At 45.0% G+C, this 17,436-nt stretch carries 12 protein-coding genes, 1 tRNA gene and 1 riboswitch; of the genes, 9 read left to right on the top strand and 4 right to left on the bottom strand.

From position 1 onward, the window contains the following. Positions 1–370: 370 nt before the first annotated feature. Positions 371–1,843: an aminodeoxychorismate synthase component I gene (gene pabB, locus EXU30_RS01605; RefSeq protein WP_130597514.1), complete on the bottom strand. Its 1,473-nt coding sequence runs from the start codon at positions 1,841–1,843 to the stop codon at positions 371–373. Positions 1,844–2,061: 218 nt separating this feature from the next. Between pabB and EXU30_RS01600 the strand changes: the two genes are divergently transcribed. From EXU30_RS01600 to EXU30_RS01585, 4 genes are all read left to right on the top strand, one after another. After that, a complete protein-coding gene (locus EXU30_RS01600) occupies positions 2,062–3,603 on the top strand; it encodes a fumarate hydratase (RefSeq protein ID WP_130597513.1) in 1,542 nt (513 codons plus the stop codon). A gap of 307 nt (positions 3,604–3,910) precedes the next feature. After that, positions 3,911–5,965, top strand: a complete 2,055-nt coding sequence (locus EXU30_RS01595) for a dipeptidyl-peptidase 5 (protein ID WP_130597512.1) — start codon at positions 3,911–3,913, stop codon at positions 5,963–5,965. Between the two features lie 448 nt (positions 5,966–6,413). Next, complete coding sequence (locus EXU30_RS01590) at positions 6,414–7,046, top strand: YchE family NAAT transporter (RefSeq protein ID WP_423213369.1); 633 nt, start codon at positions 6,414–6,416, stop codon at positions 7,044–7,046. A gap of 134 nt (positions 7,047–7,180) precedes the next feature. Continuing rightward, positions 7,181–7,268, top strand: a tRNA-Ser gene (locus EXU30_RS01585). 69 nt (positions 7,269–7,337) lie between these two features. On the opposite strand, the gene EXU30_RS01580 is transcribed toward EXU30_RS01585, so the two are convergent. Next, positions 7,338–8,186, bottom strand: coding sequence for a hypothetical protein (locus tag EXU30_RS01580; RefSeq protein ID WP_130597510.1), 849 nt, complete (start codon positions 8,184–8,186; stop codon positions 7,338–7,340). Positions 8,187–8,465: 279 nt separating this feature from the next. Here EXU30_RS01580 and EXU30_RS01575 point away from each other — a divergent pair, with 279 nt between their 5' ends. Further along, positions 8,466–10,223, top strand: a complete 1,758-nt coding sequence (locus EXU30_RS01575) for an acyl-CoA dehydrogenase family protein (RefSeq protein ID WP_130597509.1) — start codon at positions 8,466–8,468, stop codon at positions 10,221–10,223. A gap of 90 nt (positions 10,224–10,313) precedes the next feature. Here the strand turns inward: EXU30_RS01575 and EXU30_RS01570 are convergent, their stop codons facing one another. Both EXU30_RS01570 and EXU30_RS01565 read right to left on the bottom strand, forming a co-directional pair. Next, positions 10,314–10,871 (bottom strand): zf-TFIIB domain-containing protein, encoded by a 558-nt coding sequence (locus EXU30_RS01570; protein WP_130597508.1) that lies wholly within the window; start codon positions 10,869–10,871, stop codon positions 10,314–10,316. A gap of 70 nt (positions 10,872–10,941) precedes the next feature. Beyond that, a complete protein-coding gene (locus EXU30_RS01565) occupies positions 10,942–12,711 on the bottom strand; it encodes a M61 family metallopeptidase (protein WP_130597507.1) in 1,770 nt (589 codons plus the stop codon). Positions 12,712–13,005: 294 nt separating this feature from the next. Here EXU30_RS01565 and hinT point away from each other — a divergent pair, with 294 nt between their 5' ends. The 4 genes from hinT (at position 13,006) to EXU30_RS01545 (ending at position 17,362) form a co-directional block, all read left to right on the top strand. Continuing rightward, positions 13,006–13,359, top strand: coding sequence for a purine nucleoside phosphoramidase (gene hinT / locus EXU30_RS01560; protein ID WP_130597506.1), 354 nt, complete (start codon positions 13,006–13,008; stop codon positions 13,357–13,359). Then, on the top strand, positions 13,352–14,365 hold the full coding sequence (locus tag EXU30_RS01555) for a PaaI family thioesterase (RefSeq protein WP_130597505.1): 1,014 nt from the start codon (positions 13,352–13,354) through the stop codon (positions 14,363–14,365). Before hinT ends, EXU30_RS01555 begins: the two co-directional genes overlap by 8 nt. An 8-nt stretch (positions 14,366–14,373) precedes the next feature. After that, on the top strand, positions 14,374–14,781 hold the full coding sequence (locus EXU30_RS01550) for a YcfL family putative periplasmic lipoprotein (protein WP_130597504.1): 408 nt from the start codon (positions 14,374–14,376) through the stop codon (positions 14,779–14,781). A gap of 255 nt (positions 14,782–15,036) precedes the next feature. After that, positions 15,037–15,170, top strand: a riboswitch (TPP riboswitch). A 53-nt stretch (positions 15,171–15,223) separates the two neighbouring features. Then, a complete protein-coding gene (locus tag EXU30_RS01545; RefSeq protein ID WP_130597503.1) occupies positions 15,224–17,362 on the top strand; it encodes a TonB-dependent receptor in 2,139 nt (712 codons plus the stop codon). Positions 17,363–17,436 lie beyond the last annotated feature (74 nt).

The raw sequence follows: 17,436 nt of genomic DNA, 5'->3' as shown, positions 1-17,436 counted from the left end.
TCGCAGTAACTGACGGTAAATAAGCGGCATAAGTGTTGTCAGCCCTAAATCACCTGATTTAGTCGGAGGTGGTTATCGTTCAGTAAGGCTTTGCCTGTAAATTCTGTTGATTACCAGTTCTGGTAGCCTAAATAATTACCTCACGTTGCAATAACATTTAAAGCACGCCGTGAACACCTCCGTGTGGGCTCAACGAAAACATCCATGTTTTCAATGGCTTTAGATGTTGTTGCAACTCAGATTTATAGGTGAAACTAGGCTCTCTTGTAGGGAGTTCACACAAAGCTACCTTTTTCATAAGGTGGCACTTTACCTGCGTTTATGTCGAAGCAAAGCTGGTTGAGTAGTGACCTTGTCTGATTGATATTTGCTACAAAGTGCCATTATCTAGCACTGGCAAAATCTTGCTGACTTTATCGAATGATTCCTGATACTCCGCATCGCCTTTTGAGTCGGCAACAATCCCGCCGCCAGCCCAGCAATAGATGTTTTGCTTGTCAGTTACTAGGGTGCGAATGGTGATGCTAGTATCCATTTTATTGTCTTGACTGATGTAACCGATACTGCCGCAATACATAGAGCGGCGTGACGGTTCTAACTCTTCAATAATTTCCATGGCGCGGATTTTAGGCGCGCCAGTAATTGAGCCGCCGGGGAAGGTGGCTTTAAGCACATCCACGCAGCTTTTACCTTTGTCTATGGTGGCAGTCACTGTGCTTACCAAATGGTGCACAGCGGGAAAGCTCTCAACATCAAATAGCTTAGGTACAGCAACACTGCCAGGCGCGGCAACGCGGCTAACATCATTACGCAGCAAATCAACAATCATTAAATTCTCAGCGCGATCTTTCTCAGACAGCTTTAACTGCGCGGCAAGTAGGGCATCTTGCTCAGGTGTTGCGCCGCGAGGAAGCGTGCCTTTAATCGGCTTAGTTTGAATTTGGTGTTGATTAACCTGAATAAAGCGCTCTGGCGAAATAGATAAAATGCAGTGCTCAGGTAGGCGCATAAACGCTGAAAATGGCGCTTTGTTTGCAGCGGTAAGTGTGCAGTAAGCTTGCCACTCATCACCTTGGTATTTTGCTTCAAAGCGCTGAGTTAAGTTAATTTGATAACAGTCGCCACTGAGTAAATACTCCTGCACTTGATCAAACTTAGCCAGATATTCATCACGGCTGATTTGTGTTTGCCAACCTTTATAAAGCTTGAATTCGGCTTTATTAACTAAGGAGTGAGTAAAACTGTCGCTATTGGATTCAGCCGCAGTAATTAGCTGTTCAATTTCAGCAAGCTTTTGCTCAAGCGCAGTTTCGCCCTGATAGTGACATGCAAGCCATTGGCTATTGGCATAATCAAACAGCAATACAAAGTCATAAAAGCCAACATTCATTGCAGGCAGTGAAATATCATCAGCGGCAGTGGCTGGCAGTTTTTCAAGCTGACGACCTAGGTCATAGTTAAATGCACCTAACGCGCCGCTGCTAAAGGGCAGGTGAGTGTCGCTCGATTTTGGGTACAGCTGCTGTTTTACCACATCCAAGGCATCAAAAGCATTGCAGCTTTGAGTTTGCTGCTTAATGGCATCAGCCAGTTCATAAGCAATGACATCAGATAAGGCAGTAAATTGATTACTGTAACTATCTGCCGCGCTGCCGCTATTTGCGGTAAGTGTCGCGATTGGGTCGATAGCGATAATGTCGTAGCGGGCATCGATATGATCAGAAAAGCCTGAGTCTAATAACATCGACCAGGGCTTAGCTGCAAACAAACCAAACACAGTTTTAGTGTCTAATTGCCAATCCAATTCGCGAATTGCCAGAGTGTGATTTGATCGCGCAGACATCGATAACCCTTATCTAAAATGTGATGTAGCCCAAAAAGGATGGAAAGAGTATCATATTGCTCACAAAAGGATTAGGGCTTGTGGTTGACGCCTGCCGCTTTTATCAACAAACAAGATAAAAAACTGTATCGGTAAGCTTTTCGACCATATTCCCAATAGTTTGATTTAAAACAACGATAAATAAACTAAGCCATAAAAGGCTGCTGGAGCGCACCAATATGTCCACTAGTGAAACATCTCAAGCTGTTGTTATTAAGCAGGCTGACTTTATTGAAAGCATTGCTGACTCACTACAGTACATCTCCTACTATCACCCTAAAGATTTCGTTGATGCCATGCACGAGGCTTACCTTAAAGAGGAAAGCCCAGCTGCAAAGGATGCCATTGCGCAAATCTTGATTAACTCGCGCATGTCAGCCGAAGGTAAACGTCCATTGTGTCAAGACACAGGTATCGTAACCACGTTCGTTAAGATTGGTATGAATGTGCAGTGGGACAAAACGGACATGACAGTGCAGCAAATGGTGGATGAAGGCGTTCGCCGTGCTTACACTAATCCTGATAACCCGCTGCGTGCATCCATTGTGGCAGACCCTGCTGGTGCGCGTAAAAACACCCGAGATAACACCCCATCAGTAGTGCATATTGATATGGTGCCAGGCAGTCACGTTGAAGTTGCGATTGCAGCAAAAGGCGGTGGCTCTGAAAACAAATCTAAAATGGTCATGCTAAACCCGTCTGACGATATCGCAGCTTGGGTCGAGAAAACCTTGCCAACCATGGGCGCAGGCTGGTGTCCACCAGGTATGTTAGGCATAGGTATCGGCGGCACGGCTGAAAAAGCCGCGGTAATGGCAAAAGAGTCATTAATGGACCCTGTTGATATCCATGAGCTGTTAGATAAAGGCGCAGAAACAGCAGAAGAAAAGCTGCGTTTGGATATCTTTAATCGTTGTAACGACTTAGGTATCGGTGCCCAAGGTCTTGGCGGTTTAACCACAGTGCTGGATATCAAAATCAAGTCAGCGCCAACTCACGCGGCATCTAAGCCAGTTGTGATGATCCCAAATTGCGCGGCAACTCGTCATGTACACTTCCATCTAGATGGCAATGGCCCAGCGGATATAGCGCCGCCTGCACTGGAAGACTGGCCAGAAATTACTCGTGAAGCGGGTGAGAACACTCACCGTGTTGACCTTGATAATGTCACTCAAGCTGACATTGAAAAATGGAAAAGCGGTGACACCTTATTGCTCAACGGTAAAATGCTAACAGGCCGTGACGCTGCTCATAAACGTATTCAAACGCTAATTGAGTCAGGCGAAGGTTTACCAGAAGGCGTCGACTTTACTGGTAAGTTCATTTACTACGTAGGCCCAGTTGATCCAGTTGGTGATGAAGTAGTTGGCCCTGCAGGCCCAACTACAGCAACCCGTATGGATAAGTTCACTGACCTAATGCTAGAGAAAACTGGCCTAATGGGCATGATTGGTAAATCTGAGCGCGGCCCACAAACCGTTGAGTCGATTAAAAAGCACAAAGCGGTTTACTTGATGGCCGTTGGCGGCGCAGCTTATCTGGTTTCTAAAGCCATTAAGAAGTCTCGCGTAGTCGCGTTTGAAGACTTAGGCATGGAAGCGATTTACGAGTTTGAAGTCAAAGACATGCCAGTGACCGTTGCGGTAGATAGCCAGGGCGTGAATGCACACGATACAGGCCCTGCGATTTGGAAAGTGAATATAGCTGATGCGAAAGCCTAAAAGTAAATAGCTGCGCTAATGTCAGGCATAAAAACTACTTTTTCGTATTAGCCTAAGCCGTTAGGCAAACATTAGCGCACGTTTTGCTCACAATTTAACGCTTAAGCCGCTGCTTTAAACAAAAGCAGTTGCTTAGGCGTTTTGCTTTCGCTAGTCTGCTAGCACTTTTAAACAAAGTTCAAGCATAAATAACAAACCAAAGCCGCGCTTAAGCTGGTTTCAAGCCGACTCATAAAGCATGCAGATGTGGGTCGTAGTCTTGATAAAAAGGCTTTGGTAACAATCGAAAAATCGAGACCCAATAACAATGAAAACATCTTCTATATTCATCGCCCTAGCTGCAGCAGGTATGATGAGCAGTGCAGTTGCCGCTGACCAGCGTGCCTTCACGGTACAAGACCTATCTAACCTAAACAAACTTCACAGCGCAGCAGTATCAAACGACGGTAACACCCTTGTTTATGCTGTAAAACTGATTGATGCCGACGGTAAAGCAAGCTCAGATCTATACCAGTTAGACCTAAGCGACAAAAACGCTAAGCCTAAGCAGCTAACTTCAGTAAAAGGCACTGAGCACGATGTGAAATTCGCGCCAGATGACAAGTCGATATACTTCCTAGCAAATCGCACCGGAAGCAGCCAGCTATTCAATATGTCGCTGACCGGCGGCGAAGCACAGGTTATCTCTGACTTACCGCTAGATATTCAAGGTTATGTGTTATCGGCAGACGGTAAACAAGTCGCTTTGAACATGCGCGTATTCCCAGAGTGTAAAGACCTAGCTTGCACAGTAGAAAAGAAGCAACAAGTAGCTGATGCTAAAACCACAGGCCGTGAATACAAGCAGCTAATGGTGCGCCACTGGGACACCTGGGAAGACCATGCTCGCAACCATATCTTTGTAGCAAGCCTTAACGGTAAAACCATCAAAGATGCGGTAAACGTGACTCAAGGCCGCGATACAGAAACGCCGCCTAAGCCGTTCTCTGGCATGGAAGAAGTAACTTTCACCCCAGATGGCAAGCACATTGTTTACACGGCAAAAGCACCAAGCAATACCCAAGCTTGGACAACAAACTATGACCTATGGCAAGTGCCCGTAACAGGCGGTGAAGCCGTTAACCTAACTGAAGCTAACAAAGCCTGGGATGCACACCCAACGTTCTCGGCTGACGGTCGTTACCTTGCATATCTTGCGATGAGCAAACCAGGTTTTGAAGCAGACCGTTTCCGCATCATGCTGCGTGATAATGTCACAGGTCAGGAAAAAGAAGTCGCGCCACTTTGGGATCGCAGCCCACACTCACTGATGTTCAGTAAAGATGGCCGCAAGCTATATGTCACTGCGCAAGATGTAGGTCAAGTCAGCATCTTTGAAGTTAACACTCAATTTGGTGACGTGCGCCCAATCTACAACGATGGTAGCAACAGCCTAATTGCAGCAACTGAAGACAAGCTGATCTTCAACAAGCGCTCTTTAGTTGAGCCGGGTGACCTTTATACAGTTAACCATGAAGGTGAGCATCTAACTCGTTTAACTCAAGTAAACCAAGATAAACTTAGCAAGATTAAGTTCGGTGAGTTTGAGCAGTTTAGCTTTAAAGGCTGGAATGACGAGAAAGTACACGGCTACTGGATCAAACCATACAACTATGAAGAAGGTAAAAAGTATCCAATCGCTTACCTAGTTCATGGTGGTCCACAAGGTTCATTCGGTAACTCATTCTCTGGTCGCTGGAACGCTCAGCTATGGTCAGGTGCGGGTTATGGTGTGGTTATGGTCGATTTCCACGGTTCTACTGGTTATGGCCAAGCATTTACTGACTCAATTAGCGAAGACTGGGGCGGTAAGCCACTCGTTGACTTGCAAAAAGGTATGGATGCAGTGACCAAGCAACAGCCTTGGTTAGATGCCAACAATGCCTGTGCATTAGGTGGTTCATATGGTGGTTACATGATGAACTGGATCCAGGGTAACTGGAACGACGGCTTCAAATGTCTAATCAACCACGCTGGTCTATTCGATCTACGTTCTATGTACTATGTGACAGAAGAACTATGGTTCATCGAGCATGAGTTCGGCGGCACTTACGAGCAGAAAAAAGACCTGTACGAGAAGTTCAACCCAGTTAACTATGTAGAAAACTGGCAAACACCTATGCTGGTTATCCACGGTGAAAAAGACTTCCGTGTACCATACGGTCAAGGTCTAGGTGCATTCACTTACATGCAGCGCAAAGGTATTCCATCTGAACTGTTAATGTTCCCAGATGAAAACCACTGGATCTTAAATCAGGATAACCTAGGCCAATGGTACGAAAATGTATTCCGTTGGATGGACAAGTGGACTGAAAAGAAATAGCAATTAACTATTTGCTATTGAAATAGAAGCTGATGGATTTTTTGATATTAGCTTAGTTAAATTAAAGGGTGCCTTAGGGCATCCTTTTTTATTTGATTACAATTTTTTAACCCGCGTTCCCCATGATAATAGCCGCAGTATCTAGCCATTGTTTGTCTTCGTCTTTGATAGAGCTAAAACTGTGATCTTTTCACTTAGAAAAACTAATCCAAATATCATGTTTGGTTACTAAATTTCTCATTTTGCGATAATCACTTTATCCGCTACATTAGCGCCGAAATTTAACAGTTGTACTAGATATTTAGCAGTCGAAATAAGTATTTAGCGACTAGACTTAATCTTTGTTCTACAAAACGGCTTGGACAAGCTTAGCTTTTTATAGGCTTTCGGCCGGGCAAGTACCATATACATCACGTAAATTAACAGTGAGGATACGAGATTGGACTACATGTTGTTTATCAAGTTCTTTTTAGGGCTGGTGGCAATTATCAACCCAGTAGGGCTATTACCTGTATTTGTTAGCTTAACCAGTCACCAGACTGATGCTGAGCGCGAACATACCAACAAGGTAGCCAACTTTGCGGTAGTGGTGATCCTAATCGTGACCATCACCATAGGTCAGCATATTCTCAATATGTTCAGTATCTCGCTGTCATCGTTCCGTATTGCTGGTGGCAGTCTTATCTGCATTATTGCGATGTCGATGCTGCAAGGTAAAATAAGTGAAGTTAAGCGCAACAAAGAAGAAGACCGCGAGTCATCAGGTATGGACTCGGTAGCTGTTGTGCCACTTGCATTGCCACTGATGGCAGGCCCAGGCGCCTTAAGCTCGGTGATTGTATTTGCTGCAGAGCATAACTCGTTTGCCAATATTATGGGGATGTTTGTTACCGTGATAATTTTCGGTAGCTTAAGCTGGGGCCTGTTTAGAATGGCGCCGGTTATTTTCAAGTTGCTTGGTACTACAGGCATTAACGTGATTACCCGTATTATGGGCCTACTAATGTTCTCGCTAGGTATCGAGATTATCGCCACAGGAGTCAAAGGCTTGTTCCCGATTTTGTTGGCTAATGCTTGGTAATCGGCTTTACGTTCGAGGTTAGTTAACTCAAATGCCTAGCAAATGTGCAAACGCGCCAGAGCAGGGCGTTTTAACTTGACCACAATCAGGCATTTGCGTAAAGTACCCGCCAGATCTCAAAGAGGTCGACATACGGTGAGGTGTCCGAGTGGCCGAAGGAGCACGCCTGGAAAGTGTGTATACCGCAAGGTATCGAGGGTTCGAATCCCTCCCTCACCGCCAGAATTTATAAACAAAGCCCCAGCAGAAATGCTGGGGCTTTGTTGTTTCAGTCATCTTACAAAAACCTAATTATTTCCCTTGAACACTCGCCACCGCGATCAACTGTTGGCAATAAGCTAGGTGATGGCGGATTGGATCTAGGTATTGATTGACCTTAGGGTCGGTGAGATACCAGGGGCTTGGCTGGGTTTCAGCTTGCTCATGAGCAAAGATAGCTTCAACCTGAATTAGTGCTTTGGTTGACGCCATAGTCAGCCAAATGTGGTCGCTCATTTGGGCAAGCTGCTTAAAGATTGAAATTTGAAAGGTGTAAATCATCGCCGCTGGTGTTTCTGCTTTGCGGCTTATTTTATGTAGCAGCTCAAATGGATTGGCTATTTCAAGGTTTTGCTCATCTAGCGCCTGTGCTTTTTCATTATCTTCACTAGTCACTAACGGCGATAAAAATAACTCTGGCCATTGAATGTGCTTGTTGATTAGCACAAGTCCTAAAGCGATACGTCTTTCGCCTAACCAATTATGTACCACACACAGCAGATGTTGTGCTTTCGGCATATCTTCATCACGCATTAGGCTTGGCAATAAAGCCATACGTTGCACATTAACCTGTTTACTCAATAACGACATTAAAATCACCGTTACCAATCCTGTTGACGGCCAGCAGCCTATTTGCGGCTCAATTTGTTTGGCTACTGTATCAAGTTGCTGCTCTAACCATTCATCATCTGGGCTGTTACTCACCACAAAGCTTTTATCAGACTTAGCATATGGGCCATTACAAATGTTGATCACGTTTGGCTCTGCGCGGCGGGTTGAGTTAAACGTAATGGCAATTCCTTGATTGGGTACTTGAATTTCGCCTTTGGCATTACCAAAGATGGTGACCTGTTCAAAGCTTAAGTGTGGCGTGTCTGTCATGTGGGATGTCTGTAATTTGCAGCGTTAAAGTTAACTGCTAGTGCTGTATAGAGGGCTATAGTCTAACGGATCAAGATGCGATATGTCATGGTTAGAGTCGGATTGATTGCAGCTGAGCAACCGAGATTGCGCATAAAAGCTAAGTCAGCAAGGTAGTGCGCTCAAAGCTTGATTTTAGAGACTTTACTCTAGTTAGATTGAGATAAATTGCTTGTATTTTGTAACGGCTTTGGATAATAATTGAAACACTCGTTTGAATCATCTGTTTAAGAGAATAATATGAATCCGTATCAAGCTCCGCTAAAAGACATGCAGTTCCTGCTCGAAGACGTTTTTGACGCAACATCAACCTGGCAGTCGATGCCGGATATTGCAGAGATGGTCGATACCGATACGGCAATGGCTATCTTAGATGAAGCCAGCAAGATTAGCCGTGATCTAATCCACCCTTTAAACAGAAGTGGCGATGAACAAGGCGTACGCCATGAGGGCGATAAAGTGATCACGCCAGACGGTTTTAAAGAGGCTTACCAAGAATTTGCTGATGGCGGTTGGGTCGGTCTTTGTGGTGATGCTGAACTTGGCGGAATGGGTATGCCGAAAATGCTTGGGGTTCTGGTTGATGAAATGAGCTACAGCGCGTGTAACTCATTTACGCTTTACGGCTCGTTAACCGCAGGCGCAGCGCTGGCAATCAATGCTCACGCAACAGATGAACTAAAGAATACTTACCTGCCAAACCTATATTCAGGTCAATGGGCGGGCGCAATGGATATGACAGAGCCGCAATCAGGCTCTGACCTTCGCACCATTCGCACTAAAGCGGTACCAAACGATGACGGCAGCTATGCTATTTCTGGCACTAAAATCTTTATTACTGGTGGTGACCACGACTTAACTGAAAACGTGATTCACTTGGTTCTGGCAAAACTGCCTGACACTAATGGTATTTCATTATTCCTTGTGCCAAAAATCAACGTGAATGAAGACGGTAGCCTAGGTGAGGCGAACGGCGTTTCGGTTGGTTCAATCGAGCACAAAATGGGTTTGAAGGCGTCAGCCACTTGTGTGATGAACTTTGACAATGCCAAAGGCTATTTAGTTGGCAAGCCAAATCGCGGCCTAGTGTGTATGTTCACTATGATGAACTACGAACGCCTAGCGATTGGTATTCAAGGTTTAGGTAGCTCACAAGCGGCTTACCAAATGGCGGCCGAGTATGCCAAAGAGCGCATGCAAGGTTTAGCGGCTGGTGGCTCTCCAACAGGTGCTGACAGCGACCCAATTATTGTTCACGGCGATGTGCGCCGTATGCTACTTACCATTCGCGCATTAACCGATGCAGGTCGCGCGCTGTCAGTATTTACCGGCAAGCAATTAGATTTAGCCAAATATGGCAGCGATGAAGCAAAATCAAAAGCAGCGCGTTACGTTGGCTTAATGACGCCAGTTGCGAAAGCATTCTTATCCGATCGCGGTTTAGATGCCACCATCATGGCGCAGCAAGTATTCGGTGGTCATGGTTACATTCGTGAAACGGGTATCGAGCAACTGGTACGTGACACCCGTATCGCACAAATTTACGAAGGCACTAACGGTATTCAGGCGATTGACTTCCTAGGTCGTAAGGTGACTGGCGACAACCTCGCTACGCTTAAAGAGTTTGTTGCAGATGTGCGCGAAGATTTAGCTGGCTTAAGTCATATTGATGACGCTGACAAAGAAGCTGTGCTAGATAGATTTGAGCAGATTGTACAAACCGCTGCATTTATTAACGATAACAAGGTTGCCCAACCTGCGTTAATCAATGCTAGTGCAGTCGACTTCTTAGATGCCTTTGGTTACACCCTTTATGGCTTCTACTCACTGTTGATGGCAGATAAAGCAGCCAACCATGAAGATAGTGACTTTAAAGCGCAAAAAGCGTTTGTTGCGCGCTTCTATATGGATAAGCTACTTGCAAAAGCAGACTACCACCTAGCGCAAGTGAACCAAGGCGATAGCGCGATTATGTCTATGCCTGAGAACTTGTTCTAAGCCTAAGCTTTAAAGAGTTATAAATAAAAAAGCCGCTCTGATTTAATCAGAGTGGCTTTTTAGTGTTTATGATTATGAAAGGATGAATTGCTATCTTTCTGCTGAATACGGGTCGTCAGCCAGCAAATAAGCACGTAAGTCGGCTTTATTTTCTTGAGCGCTTAACCACTCGCGCATTTGTTTAACTTTGCTGTAGCCCTCATCGCCAAACTTAGTTTGATAAAGCTCGGTTAAGCTTTGTTTTGTAGTTTGCTGACGAATATTACGTTGCCAGCTTTGAGTGACCACTGAGTTTAGGCTGCCAGCTAACCCTTCGCTTTTTAGTAGTTCCCATTCGCCTTTATCTAACCAGATCCCGCCAACAGCTGCACTATAGTCTAGACGATGCTCGTTACCCGCTGAAATCTTGAATTTACGCATAATTGCGCCAGATTTAGGGCAAAACAGTGCTTGTTTGCTGTCTGTAGCATCAGAGTCTTCAAAGCTGATGTTATCTGAAAATTGATAGTCAGGGTTTTGCTCTTTCCAAGCGATATAGTCTTCAATCAATATCCAGTTGCCGCCACAGTTTGAGCAAGTATGAGTTCTAAATTGTCCATCGATAAAGCTTGGAAATAGCGCGCCATTTTTACAACTTGTACAGTTCATAACATTCCTTAGTTATTAGCTTTTTTCCATAGGAGAGGGCGGCTAAACTGAGTTGACCGCCAAAAATAATTTAAGCCTTACCCAACCACAGCTCAGCTTTGCTATCGTCTTTAATGACTAGGCTTACGGTATCTTTCACCGATTCGGTTAATACCATAGTGCCTTGCATCAGTTGATCGCGGCGGAACCAATGTAGCTCAAGCTCGCTGCCAGCGGTGTAATCTTGCAGTTGCTTTTCAAACTCGCCGTTGACTTGCAAACCATCAGCGGCAATTAGTACATCGCCGGCGCTTAAGCCAGCTAGGTGGGCAGGGCTGTTGTGGGCAACGGTGTTGATTTTGATCCCCATAGCTTGCGGAGCAAACTTAGCACCAAAGGCTATCTTGTTACCTTTGTCTGCTTTACCGCCGCCAACATCACTGCTACCTTCGCTAGCACGCAGCACTAGCTCAACGCCAACTTGTTCAAGTAACTCGCTAAGTGGTAAATCCTCGGTTGAATCAAGCCATGCAAATAATTCAGAGCAATCGCGATTAAGCAAACGCTCAATGATTTGTTGGTGAGTGTTGTCTTGCGTGCCGATACCAGTTAAACCATGTTGCTGCCATAGCTCGCGCATAACATCATCGAGCGAGTATTTACCGTTTGACTCAAGGCGCAGGGTTAAATCCAGCATTAGAGCGAACATTGCGCCTTTGGTGTAATAGCTAACAATGGCATTGGCAGCGTTTTCTTTTTGCTGGTAGAAGGTCGTCCAGGTGTTAAAGCTTGAGTCGTTTAGGGTTTGGATAAAGCGTCCTTCACCACGATAAACTCGGGTCATTAACTCGCTCAGCATATCCAAGTATTGGCTTTGGTTAACTCGGCCGCTGCGGTAGGTAATAAAGTCATCAAAGTAAGAAGTGATGCCCTCGTATGCCCAAAGCTGTTTGGTGTACGACTCTTTTGATAAGTCAAACGGGGTAAACTCAGCCGGTTTAATGCGCTTAACATTCCAGCTGTGGAAGTACTCATGGCTGCAAAGTGACAAATAAGTGCGATAACCGCTATCGACCTTGCTATCCATGCTTGCTGGTAAATCGCTTCGTGAGCACATTAACGCCGTTGATGCTTTATGCTCTAGACCGCCAAAGCCTTTATCCAGCACTGTAGTCATAAATACGTAGCGCTTAAATGGCGCAGGCGTGCCAAAAAAGTTGATTTGATATTCACATATAGCTTTTAAGTCTTGCTCTAAACGCGCCATACATGCGCGGTGCTTGCCGCTGAGTACAATATCGTGAGGTACGCCGTTTGCTTCAAAGGTGCTAATGGTTAAATCGCCCATTTCTACAGGGTGGTCGATTAAATCATCGTAGTTGTCAGCGCTAAACTCACCAAAACCAAATTGCTCACCTTGAGTGCGCGTCATGCTAGTGGCGACTTTCCAATCTCTTAGTTCGTTAAGTGCTGGCGGCGCAATAGTCACGGTATGAGCATTATCTTCTAAGCCATTTGCAGCTAGGAAAACACTGCTGCCGTTAAAGAAACCATGGTTAGTATCAAGGTGTGCAGTACGTACAGATAAATCCCAGGCGTAAACCTGATATTCGACGCGCACGCTACCTGCTTGATTGTGTAGTTGCCAGGTTTGCTTGTCTTGCTGACTAATGGCGATGTGCTTGTCTGACTCATCAAATGCCTTAATGCCAATGATGTTTTTAGCAAAATCGCGGATCATATAGCTGCCAGGAAGCCAGGCAGGCAAGGATAGCGTTTGCTCTGCTAGCGCATTTGGGATGGTAAAACTAACAGCAAATAAGTGGGCTTTAGGGTCAATCGCATGGATATGATAATGCATAGGGAGAGTCCATTTTGCGTGGTAAAAATTTCTTATATTGGCGCTCATGCTGCCAAAAACACTGCAATTAGACAAGGATTAAGCGGTTATTGGTTGTTTTTACATTATATCGCTAGAGTCGGAAGCCTAAGGCTTGATAGAATTGGCTTTATTTCCTATTTTTGGTGAAAGATAAGCCTGCTTGGCTGAAGTTGTTTTCATGCTTAAACAATGAAGCAGCTATAGCAACGAGATAACGGCTTAGGCTAAACCAATATTCTTTTTTAAGTCAGCGACTGTATAGAGGAAGCAAAAATGGCCGAAGAAACCATATTTAGTAAGATTATCCGCCGCGAAATTCCTGCCGATATTCTTTATCAAGACGAGTTAGTCACCGCCTTTCGTGACATTGCACCTCAAGCGCCAACGCATATTTTGATTATTCCAAATCACCTTATTCCTACCGCCAATGATGTGAAAGCATCAGATGAAAAGGCTTTAGGCCGTATGATGACTGTAGCAGCAAAGCTTGCTGACGAAGCTGGCATTGCCGAAGACGGCTACCGCTTGATCATGAACTGTAATAAGCATGGTGGCCAAGAGGTTTACCATATTCATATGCACCTTGTGGGTGGTAAGCCATTAGGACGTATGCTTGGTCATGACTAATCCTTCAACTACGAACAAGCAAATTGTTAGCCCAGAGTTTTTTGAGTTAACCGATGTCGCTAAGCGCTTTGTTAATCAACTGGCGCAATGTCGCCGTCTTGGGTTTGATGTAAAAGAGGGCAGTGCTCATCACGTGTTGATTGAGCTGCCATACAGCAAAGATATTATTGGCTACCCTGATACTGGCGTTATTCACGGCGGGGTGATCACAACCTTAATCGATACTGGCTGCGGCGCTGCGGTGGTGTGTGCGATTTTAGATAAGTATAAGTCGCTTGAGATTTCACCCACGCTTGATTTACGTGTTGACTATATGCGCCCAGCTGAGCCAAATAAGTCGGTGTTTGTGCTAGCTGAGTGTTATCGCTTAACGTCAAGCGTGGCGTTTACGCGCGCGATAGCCTATCAAGACAGTATTGATGCCCCAATTGCTCACGCTGTTGGCTCATTTATGCGTATTAGCCCAGAGATGATCAGCGATGAGTTTCGTCAGTCATTAATTGGTGATAACTGTGAGCAAGTGGCATTAGATGCGTCAAATAGAGCCAAAGAGTTTGCTGAGCAAAATCAGCAAATTGAGTTTCAAGATGTGGTTAAACGCGCCATTGATACCAATAACTACACCTATCTGTTAGAAAAAGTGCCGTACTCGCAATTTATTGGTATTTCGGTAGAACGTTTTGGCGATGAAATGGTGTTTAAATTGCCGGCTAAAGCTGACAATATCGGCAACCCAATCTTGCCCGCGATTCACGGCGGGGTGATTGCAGGCTTTATGGAAATGTCGGCCATTGTGCAGCTAATGGTGTTTATGACGGCTAAGAAAGTGCCTAAAATTGTCGACTTTTCGATTGATTACCTCCGCGCTGGCTTGCATCAAGATACCTTTGCCGAATGTAAAATTACTCGTCAAGGTCGCCGCGTGGCGAATGTAAGCATTAATTGTTGGCAGTCTAACCGCAAGCAGTTAATTGCTACGGCGCGAGCACACTTTTTATTAGAATAGGAGTTCCCATGAAACTATTAAAATCGGCTTTGATCGCGCTGGGCTTAGTTGGCTCAGCGGTTATGTTTGCCGGGTGTGCAAATCATACCTCGGGTTTATCGGCCAGTTCAGATGGAAACGTACGTGTTGATAACGCCACTTTTAACCGTGAAGTTGCCATTGGTAATCTACGCTCAAAAATGACCTCAAATATTATGGAAGGCGCAGCGGTCATTTCAAGCAAGGTTGCTACTGACCTGCGTTTGCAATACAAGTTTACTTGGTACGATGCCAGCGGTTTTACCATTGAAGATGAAGCCACAAGCTGGAAGTCGTTAAAACTGCACGGCAAGCAGCAAATGCAAGTAAGCGCAGTCGCGCCTAATGCTAATGCAACGCGCTTTGAAGTGTATGTGCGTAAGGCGTTTTCAAACTAAGTCACTTGTTTATTTCGTTTGGTCGATTCTCTTATTCAATTCTCTTAGCCAATAGTTTGAGTGTGAGAAATCCTGCAAACAAGCGTGACCATAAAGCCAGCTAACACTAGCTGGCTTTTTAATGGAATTTTCAAGGTTTTTGTAATAGGTAAATCACTCAATCTGTGCTGCAGGTCAACTTGGTTAAAATTCATGCTTATAAGTGAGTAAATTGTTTTAATTTGAGTGTAAAGCCACAGGGCTTTGGGTATAATCGACGCCGCCAAGGGGTGTTAGTTGCTGCGTTTATCGCACGTTTTTATTGCAGCACTAACTGAGATGTTTTTTTAACAAACCCTTAGAACCTGATCCGGCTCATACCGGCGTAGGAATAGGCCGCAAAATCTACCTGCACAGACCTTACTATGCTTGCCGGATCTCAAAATCGGAATTTGAGGTCCTCATGTCGTTTAAAAAGAAATCTTCTCTCGCACTAGCCATTATTGCGAGTTTCCATGCCAATGCTGATCAAATTGAAGTCGCTCCTGCTGATGAAGCGATGGAAGTGATAGTGGTTAATGCTGACTTTAACCAAATTAACATTGAGCGCATGCCATCAAGCGTGACTGTGATTGGTGAGCAACAGATTAAAGATGAAGGTGCGCAGCACTTTGAAGATGTATTGAATTCTATTGCCAACTTTAACTGGTCTGGTGGTAGCTCGCGCCCGCGTTATTTCCAAATTCGTGGTGTGGGTGAGCAAGAGCAATATCAAGGCGCGCCAAATTCATCTGTAGGCTATGTGGTTGATGATATTGACCTATCTGGTCTAGGTATGGTGTCGAGCATGTACGACATGCAGCAGGTTGAAGTACTGCGCGGCCCACAAGGTACCCAATACGGTGCTAACGCACTGGCTGGTCTTATTTATCTTAAAAGTAATGACCCGACCGAGCATGCAGAGCATGGCGCAAAAGTGAGTTTAGGTGATGATGACCTACGTACTTTTTCTGGCTTTAGCTCAGGCGCAATTACTGAATCAGGCAAGGTGCTATACCGCGTTGCGCTTGAAAAGCATGACCAAAATGGTTTTAGAACCAACGAATATTTAGGGCGTGATGACACCAACAAGCGTGATGAGTTAACTGCACGCGCAAAATTGCGTTGGTATATGACAGACGATCTTCAAGCTGATCTCACCTTAATGCACGCCAACTTTGACAATGGCTATGACGTGTGGACGCTTGATAACAATGGCTTTAATACCTTAACTGATCAACCTGGTGTGGATAATCAAAAAACCACTGGTGCTGGCCTTAAGTTTATTTACTCTGGCGGTGAGGGCTTTGAGTTAACCTCATTAACGTCATTCGCGAAGACTGACCATCGCCACATGTACGACGGTGACTGGGCTAACCCTGACTACTGGGGCGGTAAAGATTGCGAAGGTGAAGCATGCCAATACGATTACACCTGGGATAAGAAAGCTAATCGTCAGACTATCACTCAAGAGTTTCGTTTTACCTCAACTGAATCTGGTCGTATTTGGAACGGCACCACAGATTGGTTAGTGGGTTTATACGCAATGAACCTTAAAGAAGACAATGACTTATATTCTGAGTACAACACCTGGCCAGACGAAGTCTTAGTATCTGAATACGATGCGACTAACTATGCAGCATTTATGCAGTTTGATACTCAGTTAGGCAATGATTACCTGTTGTCGACAGGTCTGCGTATTGAGCGCCGCGTAAGTGATTATAAAGATACCAACGGCGATAACTTTGATCCAAGTGAGAACATGTGGGGCGGTCATATCGCGCTATCGAAAGCAATCAATGTTGATCACAACGCCTATGCACGTATCGCACGTGGTTATAAAGCGGGTGGCTTTAACATGACCTTGCCACCTGAGCTGGCAGATAAAAAAGAGTTCACCGCTGAAACCCTATACAACTATGAGTTAGGCTTAAAATCTAGCTGGTTAGATGGCAATGTGGATACCAATATCGCGTTGTTCTATATGGATAGACGTGATCAGCAGGTATCAGCTTCATTGCAAGACCCTGAAAACCAACAGCGCTTCATTCTATTTACTGAAAATGCTGGTAGTTCAAACAACTATGGTGCTGAGGTTGATGCTAAGTGGTATGCCAGCGACAACATCGAAGTATACGGTAGCTTAGGTTTACTGAATGCAACCTATGGTGACTATAAGTACAAAGACAAATACGGCTCTGAGGTCGATTTATCTGGTCGCGATCTGGCGCATTCTCCAAAGTACACCTACAGCTTAGGTATGACGTACTTTAGCGACGCAGGTTGGTTTGCCAACCTTAATGCTAGCGGCAAGAGTGATTTCTACTACTCTGATAGCAATGATTCTAAGTCTGAAGCTTACACTATCTTTAATGCGCGCATGGGCTATGAAACCGATACCTGGTCTGCTTATGTTTGGGGTCGCAACCTAACTGATGAGAAGTACGGCGTGCGTGGCTTCTTCTTCGGTAACGAGCCAGATCAAGGCTGGGTTGATAAGCAATATATACGTTATGCCGACCCGCGCCAAATTGGCGTAACCTTTGACTATAAGTTTATGTAAGCGATAGGTTTAATAATCACTTAGTGTTTAGTGCGGCGGTGTAATACCGCCGCATTTGTTTGGAAAAAGCCTGG

It is taken from the genome of Shewanella maritima (assembly GCF_004295345.1).
GTDB classification, from domain to species: Bacteria; Pseudomonadota; Gammaproteobacteria; order Enterobacterales; family Shewanellaceae; genus Shewanella; species Shewanella maritima.
The sequence above is the reverse complement of the archived record's forward strand: the minus strand, read 5'-3'. Positions and strand labels throughout refer to the sequence as shown.